This is a genomic window from Schaalia turicensis ACS-279-V-Col4 (assembly GCF_000296505.1).
GTDB lineage: Bacteria > Actinomycetota > Actinomycetes > Actinomycetales > Actinomycetaceae > Pauljensenia > Pauljensenia turicensis_A.
The window spans coordinates 602,489-619,692 of record NZ_JH815209.1; the positions used below are offsets into that span (position 1 = coordinate 602,489).

The 17,204-nt window shown below is 59.4% G+C and carries 30 protein-coding genes; 1 reads left to right on the forward strand and 29 read right to left on the reverse strand.

Going from position 1 to position 17,204, the window contains the following annotated elements; genetic code table 11:
• Positions 1 to 14: 14 nt before the first annotated feature.
• The 3 genes from rpsM to infA all read right to left on the reverse strand — a co-directional run bounded on the left by rpsM (position 15) and on the right by infA (position 910).
• The gene (gene rpsM, locus HMPREF9241_RS06405) at positions 15 to 389 is read right to left on the reverse strand and encodes a 30S ribosomal protein S13 (RefSeq protein ID WP_006681474.1); all 375 of its coding nucleotides are present in this window, start codon (positions 387 to 389) and stop codon (positions 15 to 17) included.
• 146 nt (positions 390 to 535) lie between these two features.
• Positions 536 to 649, reverse strand: coding sequence for a 50S ribosomal protein L36 (gene rpmJ, locus HMPREF9241_RS06410; RefSeq protein WP_003790577.1), 114 nt, complete (start codon positions 647 to 649; stop codon positions 536 to 538).
• 39 nt (positions 650 to 688) lie between these two features.
• Positions 689 to 910, reverse strand: a complete 222-nt coding sequence (gene infA / locus HMPREF9241_RS06415) for a translation initiation factor IF-1 (protein WP_040318576.1) — start codon at positions 908 to 910, stop codon at positions 689 to 691.
• A 492-nt stretch (positions 911 to 1,402) separates the two neighbouring features.
• Between infA and HMPREF9241_RS09300 the strand changes: the two genes are divergently transcribed.
• Positions 1,403 to 1,621 (forward strand): hypothetical protein, encoded by a 219-nt coding sequence (locus HMPREF9241_RS09300; RefSeq protein WP_006681476.1) that lies wholly within the window; start codon positions 1,403 to 1,405, stop codon positions 1,619 to 1,621.
• Positions 1,622 to 1,819: 198 nt separating this feature from the next.
• Here HMPREF9241_RS09300 and HMPREF9241_RS06425 read toward each other — a convergent pair whose 3' ends face one another.
• From HMPREF9241_RS06425 to tuf, 26 genes are all read right to left on the reverse strand, one after another.
• Entirely contained in the window at positions 1,820 to 2,728 is a 909-nt protein-coding gene (locus HMPREF9241_RS06425) for a type I methionyl aminopeptidase (RefSeq protein WP_006681477.1), read from the reverse strand.
• 5 nt (positions 2,729 to 2,733) lie between these two features.
• Entirely contained in the window at positions 2,734 to 3,312 is a 579-nt protein-coding gene (locus HMPREF9241_RS06430) for an adenylate kinase (protein WP_006681478.1), read from the reverse strand.
• The gene (secY, locus tag HMPREF9241_RS06435; RefSeq protein WP_006681479.1) at positions 3,309 to 4,601 is read right to left on the reverse strand and encodes a preprotein translocase subunit SecY; all 1,293 of its coding nucleotides are present in this window, start codon (positions 4,599 to 4,601) and stop codon (positions 3,309 to 3,311) included. Before secY ends, HMPREF9241_RS06430 begins: the two co-directional genes overlap by 4 nt.
• A 185-nt stretch (positions 4,602 to 4,786) precedes the next feature.
• Positions 4,787 to 5,263, reverse strand: a complete 477-nt coding sequence (gene rplO / locus HMPREF9241_RS06440) for a 50S ribosomal protein L15 (RefSeq protein WP_006681480.1) — start codon at positions 5,261 to 5,263, stop codon at positions 4,787 to 4,789.
• 2 nt (positions 5,264 to 5,265) lie between these two features.
• Entirely contained in the window at positions 5,266 to 5,451 is a 186-nt protein-coding gene (gene rpmD, locus HMPREF9241_RS06445) for a 50S ribosomal protein L30 (protein ID WP_179369897.1), read from the reverse strand.
• The gene (rpsE, locus tag HMPREF9241_RS06450) at positions 5,448 to 6,140 is read right to left on the reverse strand and encodes a 30S ribosomal protein S5 (protein WP_006681482.1); all 693 of its coding nucleotides are present in this window, start codon (positions 6,138 to 6,140) and stop codon (positions 5,448 to 5,450) included. The genes rpmD and rpsE overlap by 4 nt, the downstream gene beginning before the upstream one ends.
• A gap of 28 nt (positions 6,141 to 6,168) precedes the next feature.
• The gene (gene rplR, locus HMPREF9241_RS06455; RefSeq protein WP_006681483.1) at positions 6,169 to 6,540 is read right to left on the reverse strand and encodes a 50S ribosomal protein L18; all 372 of its coding nucleotides are present in this window, start codon (positions 6,538 to 6,540) and stop codon (positions 6,169 to 6,171) included.
• A complete protein-coding gene (gene rplF, locus HMPREF9241_RS06460) occupies positions 6,540 to 7,076 on the reverse strand; it encodes a 50S ribosomal protein L6 (RefSeq protein ID WP_006681484.1) in 537 nt (178 codons plus the stop codon). Before rplF ends, rplR begins: the two co-directional genes overlap by 1 nt.
• Before the next feature lie 15 nt (positions 7,077 to 7,091).
• Positions 7,092 to 7,490, reverse strand: a complete 399-nt coding sequence (rpsH, locus tag HMPREF9241_RS06465) for a 30S ribosomal protein S8 (RefSeq protein WP_006681485.1) — start codon at positions 7,488 to 7,490, stop codon at positions 7,092 to 7,094.
• Between the two features lie 59 nt (positions 7,491 to 7,549).
• A complete protein-coding gene (locus HMPREF9241_RS06470) occupies positions 7,550 to 7,735 on the reverse strand; it encodes a type Z 30S ribosomal protein S14 (RefSeq protein WP_006681486.1) in 186 nt (61 codons plus the stop codon).
• Between the two features lie 3 nt (positions 7,736 to 7,738).
• Positions 7,739 to 8,284: a 50S ribosomal protein L5 gene (gene rplE, locus HMPREF9241_RS06475; protein ID WP_006681487.1), complete on the reverse strand. Its 546-nt coding sequence runs from the start codon at positions 8,282 to 8,284 to the stop codon at positions 7,739 to 7,741.
• 2 nt (positions 8,285 to 8,286) lie between these two features.
• Positions 8,287 to 8,721: a 50S ribosomal protein L24 gene (gene rplX, locus HMPREF9241_RS06480; protein ID WP_006681488.1), complete on the reverse strand. Its 435-nt coding sequence runs from the start codon at positions 8,719 to 8,721 to the stop codon at positions 8,287 to 8,289.
• Positions 8,721 to 9,089 carry a 50S ribosomal protein L14 gene (gene rplN, locus HMPREF9241_RS06485; RefSeq protein WP_006681489.1) on the reverse strand — a complete coding sequence of 123 codons (369 nt, stop codon included), beginning with the start codon at positions 9,087 to 9,089 and terminating at the stop codon, positions 8,721 to 8,723. Before rplN ends, rplX begins: the two co-directional genes overlap by 1 nt.
• A gap of 555 nt (positions 9,090 to 9,644) precedes the next feature.
• Positions 9,645 to 9,911, reverse strand: a complete 267-nt coding sequence (gene rpsQ / locus HMPREF9241_RS06490; protein ID WP_006681490.1) for a 30S ribosomal protein S17 — start codon at positions 9,909 to 9,911, stop codon at positions 9,645 to 9,647.
• A gap of 5 nt (positions 9,912 to 9,916) precedes the next feature.
• On the reverse strand, positions 9,917 to 10,150 hold the full coding sequence (gene rpmC / locus HMPREF9241_RS06495) for a 50S ribosomal protein L29 (protein ID WP_006681491.1): 234 nt from the start codon (positions 10,148 to 10,150) through the stop codon (positions 9,917 to 9,919).
• Positions 10,150 to 10,569, reverse strand: a complete 420-nt coding sequence (gene rplP / locus HMPREF9241_RS06500) for a 50S ribosomal protein L16 (RefSeq protein ID WP_006681492.1) — start codon at positions 10,567 to 10,569, stop codon at positions 10,150 to 10,152. Before rplP ends, rpmC begins: the two co-directional genes overlap by 1 nt.
• A gap of 5 nt (positions 10,570 to 10,574) precedes the next feature.
• On the reverse strand, positions 10,575 to 11,375 hold the full coding sequence (gene rpsC / locus HMPREF9241_RS06505; RefSeq protein WP_006681493.1) for a 30S ribosomal protein S3: 801 nt from the start codon (positions 11,373 to 11,375) through the stop codon (positions 10,575 to 10,577).
• Between the two features lies 1 nt (position 11,376).
• Entirely contained in the window at positions 11,377 to 11,748 is a 372-nt protein-coding gene (gene rplV / locus HMPREF9241_RS06510; RefSeq protein WP_006681494.1) for a 50S ribosomal protein L22, read from the reverse strand.
• A gap of 30 nt (positions 11,749 to 11,778) precedes the next feature.
• On the reverse strand, positions 11,779 to 12,060 hold the full coding sequence (rpsS, locus tag HMPREF9241_RS06515; RefSeq protein ID WP_006681495.1) for a 30S ribosomal protein S19: 282 nt from the start codon (positions 12,058 to 12,060) through the stop codon (positions 11,779 to 11,781).
• Positions 12,061 to 12,076: 16 nt separating this feature from the next.
• Entirely contained in the window at positions 12,077 to 12,913 is an 837-nt protein-coding gene (rplB, locus tag HMPREF9241_RS06520) for a 50S ribosomal protein L2 (protein WP_006681496.1), read from the reverse strand.
• A 24-nt stretch (positions 12,914 to 12,937) separates the two neighbouring features.
• Positions 12,938 to 13,243, reverse strand: coding sequence for a 50S ribosomal protein L23 (gene rplW, locus HMPREF9241_RS06525; protein WP_006681497.1), 306 nt, complete (start codon positions 13,241 to 13,243; stop codon positions 12,938 to 12,940).
• On the reverse strand, positions 13,240 to 13,884 hold the full coding sequence (gene rplD, locus HMPREF9241_RS06530; RefSeq protein WP_006681498.1) for a 50S ribosomal protein L4: 645 nt from the start codon (positions 13,882 to 13,884) through the stop codon (positions 13,240 to 13,242). The genes rplW and rplD overlap by 4 nt, the downstream gene beginning before the upstream one ends.
• Position 13,885: 1 nt before the next feature.
• Entirely contained in the window at positions 13,886 to 14,554 is a 669-nt protein-coding gene (gene rplC / locus HMPREF9241_RS06535) for a 50S ribosomal protein L3 (protein ID WP_006681499.1), read from the reverse strand.
• A gap of 11 nt (positions 14,555 to 14,565) precedes the next feature.
• Positions 14,566 to 14,874 (reverse strand): 30S ribosomal protein S10, encoded by a 309-nt coding sequence (gene rpsJ / locus HMPREF9241_RS06540; protein ID WP_006681500.1) that lies wholly within the window; start codon positions 14,872 to 14,874, stop codon positions 14,566 to 14,568.
• 474 nt (positions 14,875 to 15,348) lie between these two features.
• Entirely contained in the window at positions 15,349 to 15,732 is a 384-nt protein-coding gene (locus HMPREF9241_RS06545; protein WP_131367646.1) for a hypothetical protein, read from the reverse strand.
• Positions 15,733 to 15,909: 177 nt separating this feature from the next.
• Positions 15,910 to 17,097 (reverse strand): elongation factor Tu, encoded by a 1,188-nt coding sequence (tuf, locus tag HMPREF9241_RS06550; protein WP_006681502.1) that lies wholly within the window; start codon positions 17,095 to 17,097, stop codon positions 15,910 to 15,912.
• Between the last annotated feature and the right edge of the window lie 107 nt (positions 17,098 to 17,204).

The window sequence follows — 17,204 nt, forward strand, 5'->3', positions numbered from 1 at the left end:
GAAGTCCTTAGGCCTTACTTGGCCTTCTTCTTGCCTGCAACGGTGCGCTTCGGGCCCTTGCGGGTGCGAGCGTTGGTCTTGGTGCGCTGACCATGGACCGGCAGGCCACGACGGTGGCGAAGACCCTGGTAAGAGCCAATTTCGATCTTGCGGCGAATGTCAGCCTGAACTTCGCGACGAAGGTCGCCCTCAACCTTGAAGTTCGATTCGATGTATTCACGGAGCTTGACGAGATCTTCCTCGGTGGCGTCCTTCACGCGGACGTCCGGGCTGACACCCGTTGCTTCGAGGGTCTCGGCCGCGCGGGTGCGGCCGACTCCGTAAATGTAGGTAAGTGCAATCTCCAGTCGCTTTTCACGGGGGAGGTCGACACCGGCAATACGTGCCATGTTGTTGGTGCTCCAGTTGTTCTTCGGAGGTCGTCATCACATCTTCCGGATGAGCTATCCGGCCTCGGCCTCCGAACCGAGGGTCGCGTATTCGCGCTTGATGTGATCCTGTGGGCTGTTGTGCCCGGGTCAGCTACGTGAGGATTTCAGCCCTGACGTTGCTTGTGCCTGGGGTTGTCGCAGATGACCATGACATTGCCGTGGCGACGAATCACCTTGCACTTGTCACAAATCTTCTTGACACTCGGCTTGACCTTCATGGTTATTCCTCCACCGTCCGTAGACGGTCGTGTCGGGGTTTACTTGTAGCGGTAGACGATACGGCCTCGGGAGAGGTCGTAGGGGCTCAGTTCGACGAGAACTCGATCCTCGGGGAGGATTCGAATGTAGTGCTGTCGCATCTTTCCTGCAATGTGGCCGAGCACAACGTGCCCATTGGCCAGTTCCACACGGAACATCGCGTTCGGCAGGGCCTCAACGACCGTGCCTTCCATTTCGATGACGCCGTCTTTCTTTGCCATATCCTCCGTCTGTCCTCTACGTTCTTCGGATGAGTCATGGCCCAAGGGCCACGGGGCGCATGCAACACGTACGACACAGCCGACATACGACACGCCCGAAGATCTAGAGTACAGCAAAAGCACATCCCTCTGGTAGTTGACTGCCCTGTCGACTGCCTCACCTTCGGCCGGATTCATCGACAAGGAGGGAAGCGCTGGCCGAGTTCATCGACGAGGACGAGAGCACGAGCCGAGTTCATCAACAAGGACGGAGCGGTGCAGCGGACGAGGCGAAAGGTCTCGCCCTCCTCCCCTCCTCGCCTTACTGTGATGCCTTGTCGCTTCAATGACGTTTGGAAGCCGGGCAGAGCATCACCATCCCCGCATCCCACACAGCATCTTCTGTAACGAAAGTGGCCCCTCCGTCTTGAAAACATGGAGATACTGGGATCACCTGCCTCAAATCAACAAAGGAGTTGTCATGACGCACAGACTCAGACGCGCGGTGGCGTCATGTTCATAAACGGCAGAGCATCAACCGGTAGCGCTACCTGGTGGAACGTCGGCTTCGCCCTCTGTCTCGTAGGCGTCGCGTTGACTGCACCGCGCTGGAACTGGATCTTCTGGGTGGGTGCCCTCGTCTACATCGTCCGCGCCTTGGTCATCGTCGCGAAGAGCCACAGCTCCTCGAAGAAATCGGGACATTCCTCGGACGAGCACTCCCCCCGCTAACGGTCGATTTGGGCTCAATCGATCACCGATAGCCCAACCTGATACTCCGGCAGGAGAGTCGCGGGGCACGGACAAAGATAAGTGTCCGCGTCGCTGTGTACATTGTCGCACCACGCTTACGGCGCTGACCTCGCCTCGAGGAGCAGAGTCATCGCCGACCTCACCACGAGGAGCAGAGCCAGCGTTGCGACATTTGTGTCAGAGCTCGATCGGTTCGACCCCGAAAGGCGCGAGCCCGGCCTTTCCATAGTCGGGGGCGGTGAGCACGCTGATGCCGTCGTCGAGGATCGCGACCGTGTGCTCCCAATGGGCGGCGTCCGAACCATCGACGGTACGGACAGTCCATTCGTCAGACTCGGTGAGGGTCTCGATCGAACCCGACGTCAGCATCGGCTCAACCGCAAGGACCATACCGGGCTTCACACGCGGGAAGATTCCACGAGCGTCGTAGTTCAGGACCTCGGGATCCTGATGCATCGCGGTGCCGATACCATGGCCTGTGTATTCCTCGATGATGCCGGCTTCCCAACCGAACTCGTCGTCATACTTGGCAACGACTTCTTCGACGGCGCGACCGACGCTGGAAATGCGACGCCCCTTTTCGAGGGAAGCGAGAGCTGCCCACAGAGACTCGCGCGTCACAACGTCCAGTTCACGGCGACGCTTCATCGTGGCCTCGTCAACTCCCTGAGGGTGAGCACCCGAGCCACGCTTTCCTGCCATGAAGGACTCGTCGTCCACCCACTCGTCAGCAACGATGATGGAGAACGCCGCGTCACCGTGCCACTGCTTGCCACCGCGAGACACCCACGCACCGCAGTCGAAGGAGACGATGTCCCCATCCTTCAGCTTCTGCTTGCCGGGAATACCGTGGACGACCACATCATTTACGGAGATGCAGACCGTGGCTGGGTAGCCGTAGTAATTGAGGAAGTTCGAGGTCCCTCCCCCGCGCCTAATCGCGTCGGCGGACACTTCATCCAGTTCAGCCGTAGTCACACCAGCGCGCACCGCTTGGCGCAGGCTCGCGTGAATGTCAGCAACAATCAAGCCAGCTTCACGCATCCAGCGGATCTGGTCTCGAGTCTTCAACTCAATACGCTGCATAACGGTCAGTTCTTCGCGACAGAATTGAGGACAGTGAAAATACGCTCGGTCACTTCGTCGATCGAACCCGAACCATCAACAACCTGAAGCAAATCATGGTCGGCATAGTACGCCGCAACCGGTTCTGTCTGCTGGTGATAGACCTCAAGGCGGTGACGCATGACAGGCTCAGTATCATCGGTGCGATGCTGTTCCTCGGCACGCTTCATCATGCGGGTCACAACTTCGTCCTCATCAACCTGGATTTCAAGAACCAGGTCAAGCTTGATGCCGACCTCTTCGCACATGTCGGCAAGCACATGAGCCTGCTCCACGTTGCGCGGGTAGCCGTCAAGAAGAAAACCGTTCGCAGTGTCCGGAGCAGACAGACGCGCCTTCACCATCGCATTGGTCACCGAGTCAGGAACGAACTCACCACGGTCGATGAATGCCTTGGCCTGCAGGCCAATCTCAGTGCCTTCAGACATATTCGCACGGAAAATCTCTCCGGTAGAAATAGCCGGAATACTCAGCTTTTCCGCGATTCGAGTAGCTTGCGTCCCCTTGCCTGCGCCGGGCGGACCCAAAAGAACCATGGCGGTCATTGCAAGAATCCTTCGTAGTGATGCTGCTGAAGCTGAGTATTAATCTCCTTCACGGTCTGCAGACCGACGCCCACAATAATCAGAAGCGTCGTGCCCCCGAACGGCATCTGCGACTGCGAAATCTTCAGGGGGATAATAAGGAGTGACGGCAACAGGGCAACGATCACAAGGTAGAGCGCGCCGGCACTCGTAATGCGGTTGATGACGTAGGACAGGAACTCGGCGGTCGGACGACCTGCGCGAATACCCGGAATGAAGCCACCGTAGCGCTTCATGTTGTCAGCAACCTCTTCGGGGTTGAATGTAATCACCGTGTAGAAGAAGGCGAAGAAGAGAATCAGGAGTGCATAAATCGTGAGGTAGACCCACGATCCCTGATGTAGGTTCGCCGAAATCCACTGAACCCAACCGTCGGTCTGGGTACCAAACTGAGCAATCATCAACGGCAACGCAAGAATCGACGAGGCGAAAATAACCGGGATAACGCCAGACATATTGATTTTCAGCGGGATGTACGTCGTCGTGCCACCGTACTGGCGACGACCGATCATGCGCTTCGCGTACTGAACTGGAATGCGACGCTGAGCCTGCTCAATGAACACCACGGCGAGCGTAACGGCGAAGAGGAGCAGAAGGATCGCGATCACGGCACCCCACTTGCCAGACTGACCGATGGCCAGCATCTGGGAGGGAAGACGGGCAATGATCGAAGTAAAGATAAGGAGCGACATGCCATTGCCGATGCCACGCTCGGTGATCAATTCGCCGAGCCACATGACCACGCCGGTACCCGCCATCATGATGATGATCATGATAAGGAACATCCACCAAGAGTCATCTGCCAAAACGTTCGCGGAACAACCGGAGAACATACGTCCGGTGCGAGCCAATGTCAGTGTTGTCGTGGCCTGTAGAACGCCCAGGAAGATCGTCAGGTAACGCGTGTACTGCGTCAGCTTGGCTTGACCGGTTTGTCCTTCCTTATGGAGGTCATCGAAACGCGGAATGACAACACGCAAAAGCTGAATGATGATCGACGCTGTGATGTACGGCATGATGCCGAGTGCGAAGATCGATAGCTGGAGCAACGCGCCACCGGAGAACAGGTTCACGAGGTCAAGAAGATTCGCTTCTTCCTGCTGAGCCAGACATTGTTGGATCGCGGTCGAGTCAACGCCGGGGGTCGGAATGTATGAACCCAGGCGGAACATCGCCATGATAAACAGCGTAAACAGCAGCTTACGACGAAGGTCAGGGGTGCGGAACGCCTGTGCAAATGCACTAAGCAAGGCTTCCTCCTACGGGTAATGGGAATGCTGGAGCATGTGCCCTAGCGACCGTGTCAGACTACCGGAAAAATGGCTCCGTGTAGACATCGGCCTTGGGTTCAAAGGTTCTGCGAGGAACCGTCTATCAGTTTAAGACACTAAAAGGGGGTGATCCGGGTTGATGCCGGACCACCCCCAATCAGCTGTCAGCGTGCGGAAATGGTTCCGCCAGCTGCGGTGATCTTCTCCTGAGCAGAAGCTGACCAGGAGTCAACTTCGATCTCAAGCTTGACGGTGAGCTCACCGGTGCCGAGCACCTTAACCGGAGCGCCGTCACGAACCGCGTGCTTTGCGACAAGATCCTCGACCGTCACCTTGCCACCCTTGGGGAACAGTTCCTCAAGCTTGGCAACGTTGACGACCTGGTACTCAACGCGGAAGGGGTTCTTGAAGCCACGGAGCTTGGGCAGACGCATGTGAATCGGCATCTGGCCACCTTCGAAGCCTGCTGCCACCTGGTAGCGAGCCTTCGTACCCTTGGTACCGCGACCAGCCGTCTTGCCCTTGGAGCCTTCACCACGACCAACGCGGGTCTTGGCGGTCTTGGCGCCGGGGGCTGGACGGAGGTGGTGCAGCTTAACGATCTGCACCTTTTCGCCTGTTGTGGACTTGGAGTCCGCCATGGTCAGTCGACCTCCTCAACGGTCACCAGGTGACGAACCGTGTGAACTGCACCGAGAACGGTCTCGGTGTTCTCACGGACGACGCTCTGGCCGATCTTACGCAACCCGAGGGTGCGCAGAGTGTCCTTCATGTTCTGCTTGGCGCCGATCGACGACTTGGTCTGCGTGATCTTGATGTTCGCCATCACTCATTCACCCCCGCGGAAGCCTTTTCTGCCTCAGCCTTTTCAGCCTTGGCCCGCTTCTCAGCTTCACCCTCTGCGCGTGCGCGGAGCATCGAAGCCGGAGCAACGCGCTCCAGCGGAAGACCGCGACGTGCTGCAACAGCTTCAGGCTGTTCCAGTTGCTTGAGGGCATCAACAGTCGCGTGAACGATGTTGATTGCGTTGTCAGAGCCGAGCGACTTGGTGAGCACGTCGTGCACGCCAGCTGCCTCGAGCACTGCACGAACCGGACCACCGGCGATAACGCCGGTGCCCGGTGCTGCCGGGCGCAGAAGCACGGTGCCGGCGGCATCGTGACCCTGAACCAGGTGCGTGATAGTGCGGCGGATCATCGGAACGCGAATGAAATTCTTCTTCGCTTCCTCAACGCCCTTGGAAATGGCCTGGGGAACTTCCTTGGCCTTTCCGTAGCCAACACCGACGGTGCCTTCGCCATCGCCCACGACAACCAGAGCGGTGAAGGAGAAACGACGTCCACCCTTCACAACCTTGGAAACGCGGTTGATGGTCACAACACGTTCGATGTATTCATTCTTTTCGTTGCCACGACGTGTATCGCGGTCGCCACGACCATTACGGCGGTCGCGACGCTCGCCGTCGCCCGAACGCTCAGAGCCTTCCTGACCGTTCCTGCCTCGCTGCGGTGCAGCCATCAGATGATCTCTCTTTCCTTCGATCCGGTCACAGCTCGAGGCCACCCTGGCGGGCAGCTTCGGCGACGGCCGCAACGCGGCCGAAATACTTGTTGCCACCACGGTCGAAAACGACGGCGGTGATGCCGGCCGCCTTCGCACGCTCTGCAACGAGAGCGCCAACCTTAGTTGCCTTTTCGGTCTTCGTGCCAGTCATGGTTTCGACGCCGGACTCGAAGTCGGAAGCAGAAACCAGGGTGTGACCGACGGTGTCGTCGATAACCTGAGCAACGATGTGACGATTCGAGCGGGTGACGACCAGGCGCGGACGCGCCGGGGTACCGTTGATCTTCTTGCGAAGGCGAATGTGACGACGCTTGCGAGCGACGAACTTGCCCTTGCCCTTGACCGTGTACGCCATCACTTACCAGCCTTTCCGACCTTGCGACGGATCGTTTCGCCCACGTAGTGGATGCCCTTGCCCTTGTAGGGTTCAGGCTTCTTCAGCTTGCGGATGCGAGCTGCGGTTTCGCCAACGAGTTGCTTATCGATGCCGTGGACCGTGAACTTGGTCTGCGACTCAACGGTGAACTCGATGCCTTCCGGAGCTTCGACCGGAACGGTGTGCGAGAAGCCGAGAGAGAACTCGAGGTTCTTGCCCTTGGCGACCACGCGGTAACCGGTACCGGTGATTTCGAGTTCCTTCTTGTAGCCCTCGGTCACGCCAACGATCATGTTCGCAATAAGGGTGCGAGTCAGACCGTGGAGCGAACAGGAAAGGCGCTCATCGTCCGGACGGGAAACCAGAATCTGACCGTCTTCAATAGCCACCGTGATGGGGGCTGCGACGGTGTGTGAAAGTTCGCCCTTCTTGCCCTTCACCTTAACGTCTGCACCGTTAACGGTGACGTCGACGCCTGCGGGGATAGCAATGGGTTGCTTACCGATTCGCGACATTGTTCAGCCTCCTGTTCACCAGATGTAGGCGAGGACTTCCCCACCTACACCCTTGTCGGCTGCCTGACGGTCGGTGAGCAGACCGGAGGACGTGGACAGAATTGCCACGCCCAGGCCGCCGCGAACCTTAGGCAGGTTGGTGGACTTGGCGTACACGCGCAGACCCGGCTTGGAAACGCGCTGCAGACCCTGGAGAGCCGCTTCGCGGTGCGAACCGTACTTCAACGTGATGGTGAGGGTCTTGCCCACGCGGGCATCCTCAACCGAGGTCGAAGCAATGTAGCCCTCTTCGACCAGGATGTTTGCGATCGCGTTCTTCATCTTGGAGTACGGCATGGAAACCGTATCGTGATGCGCACGATTCGCGTTACGCAGACGCGTCAGCATGTCTGCAATGGGATCAGTCATTGTCATTGGGGAAATTCCCCTTCCTCGTCGTGGTTTCTCCTTTTGAGACCTACGACGTCAGTGTTTTACCAGCTGCTCTTGGTGACTCCGGGGAGTTCGCCAGCAAGGGCGAGCTCTCGGAGGCAAACGCGGCACAGGCCGAACTTGCGGTATACCGAGTGGGGGCGACCACAACGGTTGCAACGCGTGTATGCACGAACGCCGAACTTCGGCTTACGTGCGGCCTTGACCTTCAGGGATGTCTTCGCCATGGGTCAGTCCTCCTTGAACGGGAATCCGAGATGACGCAGGAGCGCACGGCCCTCATCATCGGTGGAGGCCGAGGTAACGACGGTGATATCCATACCGCGAACTCGGTCAATCGAATCCTGGTCGATCTCGTGGAACATGGACTGTTCCGTCAGACCGAAGGTGTAGTTACCGTGACCGTCGAACTGCTTGGCCGACAGACCGCGGAAGTCGCGGATACGCGGAAGAGCAGTTGAGAGAAGACGATCGAGGAATTCCCACATACGATCGCCACGGAGCGTGACGTGAGCACCGATGGCCTGGCCTTCGCGTAGCTTGAACTGTGCGATGGACTTCTTTGCCTTGGTGGTCACGGGCTTCTGGCCAGTGATAGCGGTGAGGTCGCGGATTGCGCCCTCGAGTGCCTTCGAATCGCGAGCTGCCTCACCAACACCCATGTTCACGACGATCTTGGTCAGACCGGCAACCTGCATGATGTTCTCATGCTCGAACTCGGTGCGGAGGGCGTCACGAATTTCGGAGACGTACTTTTCCTTGAGACGCGGGGTCATGTTCAGATCTCCTTGCCCTGCTCGATGCCGCGCTTGGCGCCACCGCGGGTCACGCGAACGCGGACGGTCCGGGTGCGGCCATCGCGCTCGACGACATCCTCGCGGAAGCCGACGCGCACGCGCTGCTTGGTTTCGGGATCGACCAGTGCGACCTTTGCGATCGAGATCGGGGCTTCGATGGTCTCGATGCCACCGGTCTGCCCCTGGGTCTGGCCCTGGCGAACGTGACGGGTCTTCAGGTTGATGCCTTCGACGAGAACCTTGCCCTCAGCCGGGAAAACCTTGATGACGCGTCCCTGCTTGCCCTTGTCGCCAGCCTTGAGGGGTTCGAGGCCCTCGGCTGCACGGCGGGCGTTGCGCTCTGCGAGCTTCTTCTCGTCGGATGAACGACCGCGAACGACCTCAACCAGGTCACCCTTACGGATCTTGGCTGCCATCAGATCACCTCCGGTGCGAGCGAGACGATACGCATGAAGCGCTTGTCGCGCAACTCACGGCCGACTGGGCCGAAGATACGCGTGCCACGCGGTTCGCCGTTGGAATTGATAATGACGGCTGCGTTCTCATCGAAACGAATGTACGAACCGTCGGGACGGCGGGTTTCTTTGCGAGTGCGGACTACGACTGCCTTGACGACTTCACCCTTCTTGACGTTGCCGCCGGGGATTGCGTCCTTGACGGTGGCGACGATGGTGTCACCAATACCCGCGTAGCGTCGAGCCGAGCCACCGAGCACGCGGATGGTCAGGATTTCCTTTGCACCCGTGTTGTCGGCGACCTTAAGTCGCGACTCCTGCTGGATCATTTTCTATTGACTCCTGTTGTCGAGCTGGTTCTGTTGGGAGCATTACTTCCCTCGAGCCTTGCCGAACGTGCATGAACTATTGCGCATCGATGCCGACAATAGTGAGAACGCACCACAGGATTAAATATGGTGTTGCTCGCTCTCACTACCGACGCGAGGCACAGTGCACCTTGCGTCACGCAACCCTCCAAGAGTACCCCACTTCCCCACTGACTTGAAACCGCCAGTTTCGTGAGGTGTGCCCCATCCACCGCGCTTGTTCACCAACATCCCCTCCCTCCACCCCGCGCTTGTTCACCGTTTCGGGTTCACGAGGCCACGCGGCTTCATTAACCAACACACGCGAATAGGCGCGAAGAACGATGTTCGATTTCTTGAACAAGCGCGGTCAAAAAAAGAGGGTGACCAACAGTGAACAAGCAGGTTCAAGCGTGGACAAGCGCAGTCACTTTGAGGCGCTATTTCGTGAACAAGCGCGGGGAAAGCGCGCAAAACAGCAGGGAGCCCGGCTCCCCAAACCGGGGAACCGGGCTCCTTACAAACCTCAGTGACGAATCACTTGGCCTTTTCGATGATCTCCACTACTCGCCAGTGCTTGGTAGCGGAAAGCGGACGAGTCTCCATGATGCGAACGCGGTCGCCAATGCCACATTCGTTGTTCTCATCATGAACCTTGACCTTCTTGTTACGACGCATGACCTTGCCGTAGAGGGCGTGCTTCACACGATCCTCAATCTGGACAACGACGGTCTTATCCATCTTGTCAGAGACAACCAGGCCAATACGAACCTTGCGGTCGTTACGCGCGGTGCTATCTGCCATCAGAATCACTCCTCAGTGCTCGGGGCGGTGCGGTAGCCAAGCTCCCGCTCACGCGCGATCGTGTAGATACGGGCGATGTCACGGCGCACGGTCTTCATGCGACCATGATCCTCGAGGTTGCCAACAGCCTGTGCGAAGCGCAGGTTAAAGAGCTCGGCCTTAGCCTTCTCGAGTTCCTTGGACAGCTGGGCGTCGTCCATGGCATCGAGGTCGGAAGGGGTAAGTGCCTTTTCCGCCATCAGATGTCACCACCCTCTCGGACCACGAAACGGGTCTTCATCGGAAGCTTGTGCTGAGCGCGACGCATAGCTTCGCGTGCAAGCGCCTCGTCGACGCCACCCAGCTCGAACAGAATACGACCCGGCTTGACGGGGGCAACCCACCATTCAACCGCGCCCTTACCGGAACCCATTCGGGTTTCAGCCGGCTTCTTGGTCAGCGGACGGTCCGGGAAGATGTTGATCCACACCTTGCCGCCACGCTTGATGTGACGCGTCATAGCGATACGAGCTGCCTCGATTTGACGGTTGGTCACGTATGCGCCGGTGAGTGCCTGGATACCGTAATCGCCGAACGCCAGTTCGGTGCCACCGGTTGCATTACCGGTACGGTGCGGGCGGTGCTGACGGCGCCACTTTGTACGACGGGGAATGAGCATTGGGCTCAGGCCTCCGATCCGTTTTCAGTAGCTGCGGGCGCCTCGGTTGCGGGCGCCTGCTGCTGAGCGGTCTCCTGGTTCTGGCGTCCGCCGCGGCGCTGGCCACGACGATCACTGCGACGTCCGCCACGGTTGGCCTGCTCGGCCTGCTGGCGTGCGAACTCGCGCTCGGTGATGTCGCCCTTGTAGATCCACACCTTGACACCGATACGACCGAAGGTCGTGCGTGCCTCGTGGAATCCGTAGTCAATGTTCGCGCGGAGGGTATGAAGCGGAACGCGACCCTCACGGTAGAACTCGGAACGGCTCATTTCGGCGCCACCGAGGCGACCGGAAACCTGAACACGAATACCCTTGGCGCCTGCGCGCTGCGCGGACTGAATGCCCTTGCGCATTGCACGACGGAAGGAAACGCGAGCAGCGAGCTGTTCTGCAATGCCCTGTGCGACAAGCTGAGCATCCATGTCGGGGTTCTTGACCTCGAGGATGTTGAGCTGAACCTGCTTGCCGGTGAGCTTTTCGAGGTTCTGGCGGAGGCGATCAGCCTCTGCACCACGACGACCAATGACAATGCCCGGGCGAGCGGTGTGGAGGTCAACGCGAACGCGATCACGCGTACGCTCAATATCGACCTTCGAGATGCCTGCGCGCTCGAGGTTCTCGGTCAAGTTCTTGCGGATTGCAACGTCCTCTGCAACGTAGTCAGAGTAACGCTGTCCCTTGGTGGTCGAGTCGGAGAACCAGCGGGAGCGGTGATCCGTGGTGATTCCCAGGCGGAACCCTGTGGGGTTAACCTTCTGGCCCATTTCAGCGGGCTCCCTTCTTCTTGTCTTCCTTGGTACCGACGACGAGGGTGATGTGGCTCGTGCGCTTCAGGATGCGACCTGCGCGTCCCTGTGCACGCGGGCGGAACCGCTTCATAGTCGGACCTTCATCGACGAATGCTTCGATGACCAGCAGGTCTGCCTCGTTGAAGGTTTCGCCAGCCTGTTCGGCCTTGACCTTCGCGTTGGCAACGGCGCTCATGAGCACCTTGCGGACATCGGTGGCGACTGCCTGCGGTGCAAACCGCAGGATGTCAGCGGCCTCCAGAGCAGCCTTGCCACGAACCTCGTTCACGACACGGCGGGCCTTCTGGGGCGTGACGCGGACAAAACGCGCCTGCGCCTTAGCTTCCATTTATCTGCCTCTTCTTCCGTGGAGGCCGGCTCAGCGCCGGCGTCCCTTTCGATCGTCCTTGTCGTGGCTGCGGAAAGTACGCGTGGGAGCGAACTCGCCAAGCTTGTGACCCACCATCGACTCGGTGATGAAGACGGGAACATGCTTGCGGCCATCGTGCACCGCAAAGGTCAGACCCAGGAAATCCGGGGTGATGACCGAGCGACGCGACCAAGTCTTGATGACATTCTTTGAGCCGGATTCGATTGCGGCGTCGACCTTCTTGAGCAGGTGGTCGTCGACGAACGGGCCCTTCTTCAAACTGCGTGGCATAGTTATCGACTCCTACTCAGCGGTTCTTACCGGTCTTGCGACGGCGAACGATCAGACGATCGCTGTCCTTGTTCGGACGGCGGGTACGACCCTCAGGCTTACCCCACGGGCTAACCGGATGACGGCCACCAGAGGTACGACCTTCACCACCGCCGTGCGGGTGATCAACCGGGTTCATAACAACACCACGGACGTGCGGGCGCTTGCCCTTCCAGCGCATACGGCCGGCCTTGCCCCAGTTGATGTTGGATTGTTCAGCGTTGCCGACCTCGCCGACCGTTGCACGGCAGGTGATTTCGACGTTGCGGATTTCGCCGGACGGCATACGCAACTGGGCGAAGCGGCCTTCCTTGGCGACGAGCTGAACGGACGAACCGGCGGAGCGGGCGATCTTTGCGCCGCCACCGGGCTTGAGTTCGACAGCGTGGATAACGGTACCGAGCGGGATGTTACGCAACGGCAGATTGTTACCGGGCTTGATATCGGCGCCGGCGCCTGCTTCGATGCGGTCACCCTGGTTCAGCTTGGCCGGTGCCAGGATGTAGCGCTTTTCGCCATCTGCGTAGTGCAGAAGGGCGATGCGAGCGGTACGGTTCGGGTCGTACTCGATGTGAGCGACGACTGCCGGGACACCGTCCTTGTCATGACGACGGAAGTCGATGACGCGGTACTGACGCTTGTGGCCACCGCCACGGTGACGCGAGGTCACGCGGCCGTTCGAGTTACGTCCACCGGTCTTGTGCAGCGGACGAACCAACGACTTCTCGGGCTCGGAGCGGGTGATCTCAACGAAATCAGAGACCGACGCGCCACGACGACCCGGGGTCGTGGGCTTGTATTTGCGGATTCCCATTTTTGTCCTCTACCTCTCCGGTTTTCAGGCCTGATCGCCGAAGATGTCGATGGCGCCTTCACGCAAGGTCACGATTGCTCGCTTGACGTCCTTGCGCTTGCCCTGACCCGTGCGGGTCCGGTAGGTCTTGCCCTTACGGTTCTGAGTGGCCACCTGACCGACCTTGACACCGAAGATTTCTTCGATGGCAATCTTGATTTCGGTCTTGTTGGCGCGCGGGTCAACCTCGAAGGTGTACTTGCCTTCATCCATGAGGATGGAGGATTTCTCGGTGACGACGGGCTTCAGAATGATGTCGCGCGGGTTCTTGCCCGCTTCGAGGGTGCTCACTTGGTCTCCTCCTTGGTGCCGAGGAAGGACTCCATGGCTGCCAGGGTGAACACGATATCGTCGGCGTCAAGGACGTCGTAGGTGTTCAGCTGGTCTGCCCAAAGGACGTGAACCTCGGGAGCGTTACGCAGGCTGAGAGCGGTGAGCTCATCGTTACGCTCGATGACGACGAGAGCCTGACGGTCCTCGACGATCGCGCGAAGCGCTGCGAGAGCGGACTTCGTCGACGGCTTCTCACCTTCGATGAGAGCGGTGACGATGTGGATGCGACCTGCGCGTGCACGGTCAGACAGAGCGGAGCGGAGTGCGCCCTGCTTCATCTTCTTGGGGGTGCGCTGATCGTAGTCACGTGGCTGCGGGCCGTGGACGATGCCACCACCGGTGAAGTGCGGTGCACGGATCGAGCCCTGACGAGCGTTACCGGTACCCTTCTGGCGGAACGGCTTCTTGCCACCACCAGAAACCATGCCACGCGTCTTGGTTGCGTGCGTACCCTGTCGGGCAGCAGCAAGCTGTGCGACGACGACCTGGTGCATCAGCGGAATGTTCGTGGGAACGTCGAAGATCTCTGCGGGGAGGTCAACCGAAGCTGCCTTCTTGCCCTTGAGATCGAAGACGTCGATGGTCTGAACGTCAGCCATTTCACGCACCCTTCACGGACGAGCGAACCAGGACCACGGAGTTCTTCGGACCCGGGATGGCGCCACTGATGAGCAGTAGGCCCTTCTCGGTGTCGACTGCCTGGACCTTGAGGTTCTGGACGGTACGACGAACGCCACCCATGCGGCCGGCCATGCGCAGGCCCTTGAAGATGCGTCCGGGGGTTGCGCAAGCACCGATCGAACCGGGCTTGCGGTGGTTACGGTGTGCACCGTGCGAAGCGGAAACGCCGGCAAAGCCGTGACGCTTCATAACGCCTGCAAAGCCCTTGCCCTTGGTGTTGCCGGAAACGTCAACAGCCTGTCCAGCCTCGAAGGTGGAAGCGTCGAGTTCCTGACCCACCTCGTAAGAGTCATGGGCGGAGGTGCGGACCTCGGTCAGGTGACGACGGGGTTCGACGCCAGCCTTTGCGAAGTGGCCTGCGAGAGGCTTGGTGACCTTGCGTGCTTCGATTTCGCCGAAACCGATCTGAACGGCGGAGTAGCCGTCGACCTCTTCGGTGCGAACCTGGGTCACAATGTTAGTGCCGACCTGCACGACAGTGAGGGGCACGAGGCGGCCGTCAGCGTCCCAAACCTGGGTCATGCCGAGCTTGCGGCCGAGCAACGCCTTAATCGGCGCAGCTGCGTGCTGCTTGTTGTCAGTAGTCATTGCAGATGTCCTCAGAGCTTGATCTCGATGTTGACGTCTGCGGGCAGGTCGATACGCATGAGCGAATCGACAGCCTTCGGCGTCGGGTCGATGATGTCGATGAGCCGCTTGTGTGTGCGCATCTCAAAGTGCTCGCGGCTGTCCTTGTATTTGTGGGGCGACCGAATGACGACAAACACGTTCTTTTCGGTCGGCAGTGGAACCGGGCCCACAACAGTGGCACCTGCTCGTTGCACGGTGTCCACGATCTTGCGCGCGGAGCTGTCGATGACCTCGTGGTCATACGACTTCAGCCGGATGCGGATCTTCTGTCCCGCCATGCCGTCTTACCTCTTCTCGTACAGATTCGTCACCGGTCCCCGCACTCGGGCGTGTCGCTTAAAAAAGTGACACACATATTGCGCGGTTCCTTCTTATGTGAAGGTGGACCGTTGTCTTGTCCAAAGATCACGGGCGTTTCAGCCCAGTCCGCAGAATCCCTGCGGAACCGCCCCACGGGTCGCGAGGCAACCGTTCAAGTCTGACAGAGCCACACCTTTCCTAGCAAGTTTGAACTCGCCATCTGGAGTGTGAATCCTCATACATTACACGGACGATTAAATTACTTGTCAGCCCCCATGCGCTTCGACTTGGAGCCTTTAGCCCACAGGTGCTTGAAGCACCGCGAATCAGTGTACCCGCACTCGGGCGTGTCGTCTACCTGGGGGTGTACTAGCACGAGGCGCCTGCGGGGCACCGACCAGAGGTTCAGTGCTCCACAGTCACCCTAGTATTCGCTAATGACGCTGGGCGTCTCAGTCGCATTTCTGACGAACTGCACACACATCCGCAACCAGGCAGAGGATTCCGAGTCCGCCAACGAGCGTTCCATTGAAGCCGGTCTTCGCGATCTTTCGCGGCCTCGAATTGTTGGTGTTCGGGGGGTCAGACGGTGTCGGGTTGTTCGGCCCAGCCGGGGCGGGCTTGTACTTCACCGTGTACGTAATACCCACCTGAGTCTTCGCATCCGCACCCTCAGGCGTCTGCTCACCAGTCCAGGTGAACTTGAACTGAATATCACGACCACCCGTCGCAGCCGACTTCGACGCCAACGCAGCAAAGTGCCCCGACACCGACCCTTTAACCGTGTACTCCGTATCCGCCGTCGACGCCGCCCCGACGAACAAGCACGCAAACACGACGAACAAGCACGCAAACACGACGAACAAGCACGCAAACAACCACGAACAAGCACACACAAAAAGCGAAAAGGCCGCCACCCCCTGACGGGGATGGCGGCCCTTCGAGGTCCGCTGGACCGAAGCTCTCACCCGGTCCGGACGAGCCGCCTCAGCGGAACGCCCGACCGGAGTCGATCACTTCTCGATCGCAGTCACACGACCGGAACCAACCGTGCGACCACCCTCGCGGATCGCGAAGCCGAGGCCCGGCTCCATAGCGATCGGCTGGATGAGCTCGACGGTGATCTCGGTGGTGTCGCCCGGCATGACCATGTCGGTGCCCTCGGGGAGGGTGATGACGCCGGTCACGTCCGTGGTGCGGAAGTAGAACTGCGGACGGTAGTTCGAGAAGAACGGGTTGTGACGACCGCCTTCTTCCTTCTTGAGGATGTAGACCTGTCCGGTGAAGTTGGTGTGCGGGGTGATCGAACCGGGAACGGCAACGACCTGACCGCGCTCAACCTCATCGCGCTTGGTGCCACGCAGGAGGAGACCACAGTTCTCGCCTGCCCATGCTTCATCCATGGACTTGTGGAACATCTCGATACCGGTAACGGTGGTCTTCTGCGGTTCGCGGATACCGAGGATTTCAACCTCAGAGTTGATCGGGAGCTTGCCACGCTCAACACGACCGGTAACAACGGTGCCACGGCCGGTGATGGTGAAGACGTCTTCGATCGGCATGAGGAACGGCTTGTCCATGTCGCGCTCAGGAGTCGGCACGAAGGTGTCGACTGCCTCCATGAGCTCCTCGACCTTAGCAACCCACTGCGGATCACCTTCGAGAGCCTTCAGCGCGGAAACCTGGATGATCGGGGCGTCACGATCGAAGTCCTGGGACTCGAGCAGGTCGCGGCACTCTTCCTCAACGAGCTCCAGCATTTCCTCATCGTCGACCATATCGGCCTTGTTGAGGGCAACCAGGATCGTCGGAACGCCAACCTGGCGAGCAAGCAGAACGTGCTCGCGGGTCTGAGCCATCGGGCCGTCGGTGGCGGCGACAACGAGGATTGCGCCATCCATCTGAGCTGCACCGGTGATCATGTTCTTGACGTAGTCGGCGTGGCCGGGGGCGTCAACGTGTGCGTAGTGACGCGCCTCGGTCTGGTACTCGACGTGGGAAACGTTAATCGTAATGCCACGCTCACGCTCTTCAGGAGCGTTGTCGACGTTTTCGAACGGGGTGAACTCGTTCAGTTCCGGGTACTTGTCGTGCAGAACCTTGGTGATTGCTGCGGTAAGCGTGGTCTTGCCGTGGTCAACGTGACCGATGGTACCGATGTTGACGTGCGGCTTGCTGCGCTCGAACTTGGCCTTCGCCACTTGTGTCCTCCTGGACTCGGGTAGTTTTTCTAGCCTTTGGCTACGTGCAACTCTAACACCCAGCCGGCCGAAACCTACATGGAAATTGTTGGTATGTGAGGCGGGTC

Coding starts and splice junctions, on each gene's coding strand:
- rplD (WP_006681498.1), bottom strand. CDS start 13,884: ATGGCTGACGTTCAGACCATCGACGTCTTCGATCTCAAGGGCAAGAAG.
- rplB (WP_006681496.1), bottom strand. CDS start 12,913: ATGGGAATCCGCAAATACAAGCCCACGACCCCGGGTCGTCGTGGCGCG.
- rplP (WP_006681492.1), bottom strand. CDS start 10,569: ATGCTCATTCCCCGTCGTACAAAGTGGCGCCGTCAGCACCGCCCGCAC.
- rpsH (WP_006681485.1), bottom strand. CDS start 7,490: ATGACAATGACTGATCCCATTGCAGACATGCTGACGCGTCTGCGTAAC.
- rpsC (WP_006681493.1), bottom strand. CDS start 11,375: ATGGGCCAGAAGGTTAACCCCACAGGGTTCCGCCTGGGAATCACCACG.
- rplV (WP_006681494.1), bottom strand. CDS start 11,748: ATGGAAGCTAAGGCGCAGGCGCGTTTTGTCCGCGTCACGCCCCAGAAG.
- rplE (WP_006681487.1), bottom strand. CDS start 8,284: ATGACCCCGCGTCTCAAGGAAAAGTACGTCTCCGAAATTCGTGACGCC.
- HMPREF9241_RS06425 (WP_006681477.1), bottom strand. CDS start 2,728: ATGCAGCGTATTGAGTTGAAGACTCGAGACCAGATCCGCTGGATGCGT.
- rplR (WP_006681483.1), bottom strand. CDS start 6,540: ATGGCGTACACGGTCAAGGGCAAGGGCAAGTTCGTCGCTCGCAAGCGT.
- rpsQ (WP_006681490.1), bottom strand. CDS start 9,911: ATGGCAGATAGCACCGCGCGTAACGACCGCAAGGTTCGTATTGGCCTG.
- infA (WP_040318576.1), bottom strand. CDS start 910: ATGGCAAAGAAAGACGGCGTCATCGAAATGGAAGGCACGGTCGTTGAG.
- rpmC (WP_006681491.1), bottom strand. CDS start 10,150: ATGGCGGAAAAGGCACTTACCCCTTCCGACCTCGATGCCATGGACGAC.
- rplC (WP_006681499.1), bottom strand. CDS start 14,554: ATGACTACTGACAACAAGCAGCACGCAGCTGCGCCGATTAAGGCGTTG.
- rpsM (WP_006681474.1), bottom strand. CDS start 389: ATGGCACGTATTGCCGGTGTCGACCTCCCCCGTGAAAAGCGACTGGAG.
- rpmJ (WP_003790577.1), bottom strand. CDS start 649: ATGAAGGTCAAGCCGAGTGTCAAGAAGATTTGTGACAAGTGCAAGGTG.
- HMPREF9241_RS06430 (WP_006681478.1), bottom strand. CDS start 3,312: ATGACCGCCATGGTTCTTTTGGGTCCGCCCGGCGCAGGCAAGGGGACG.
- HMPREF9241_RS09300 (WP_006681476.1), top strand. CDS start 1,403: ATGTTCATAAACGGCAGAGCATCAACCGGTAGCGCTACCTGGTGGAAC.
- rpsJ (WP_006681500.1), bottom strand. CDS start 14,874: ATGGCGGGACAGAAGATCCGCATCCGGCTGAAGTCGTATGACCACGAG.
- rpsS (WP_006681495.1), bottom strand. CDS start 12,060: ATGCCACGCAGTTTGAAGAAGGGCCCGTTCGTCGACGACCACCTGCTC.
- rpsE (WP_006681482.1), bottom strand. CDS start 6,140: ATGGCTGCACCGCAGCGAGGCAGGAACGGTCAGGAAGGCTCTGAGCGT.
- rplF (WP_006681484.1), bottom strand. CDS start 7,076: ATGTCGCGAATCGGTAAGCAACCCATTGCTATCCCCGCAGGCGTCGAC.
- rplN (WP_006681489.1), bottom strand. CDS start 9,089: ATGATCCAGCAGGAGTCGCGACTTAAGGTCGCCGACAACACGGGTGCA.
- rplX (WP_006681488.1), bottom strand. CDS start 8,721: ATGGCAGCCAAGATCCGTAAGGGTGACCTGGTTGAGGTCGTTCGCGGT.
- rplO (WP_006681480.1), bottom strand. CDS start 5,263: ATGGCGGACTCCAAGTCCACAACAGGCGAAAAGGTGCAGATCGTTAAG.
- HMPREF9241_RS06470 (WP_006681486.1), bottom strand. CDS start 7,735: ATGGCGAAGACATCCCTGAAGGTCAAGGCCGCACGTAAGCCGAAGTTC.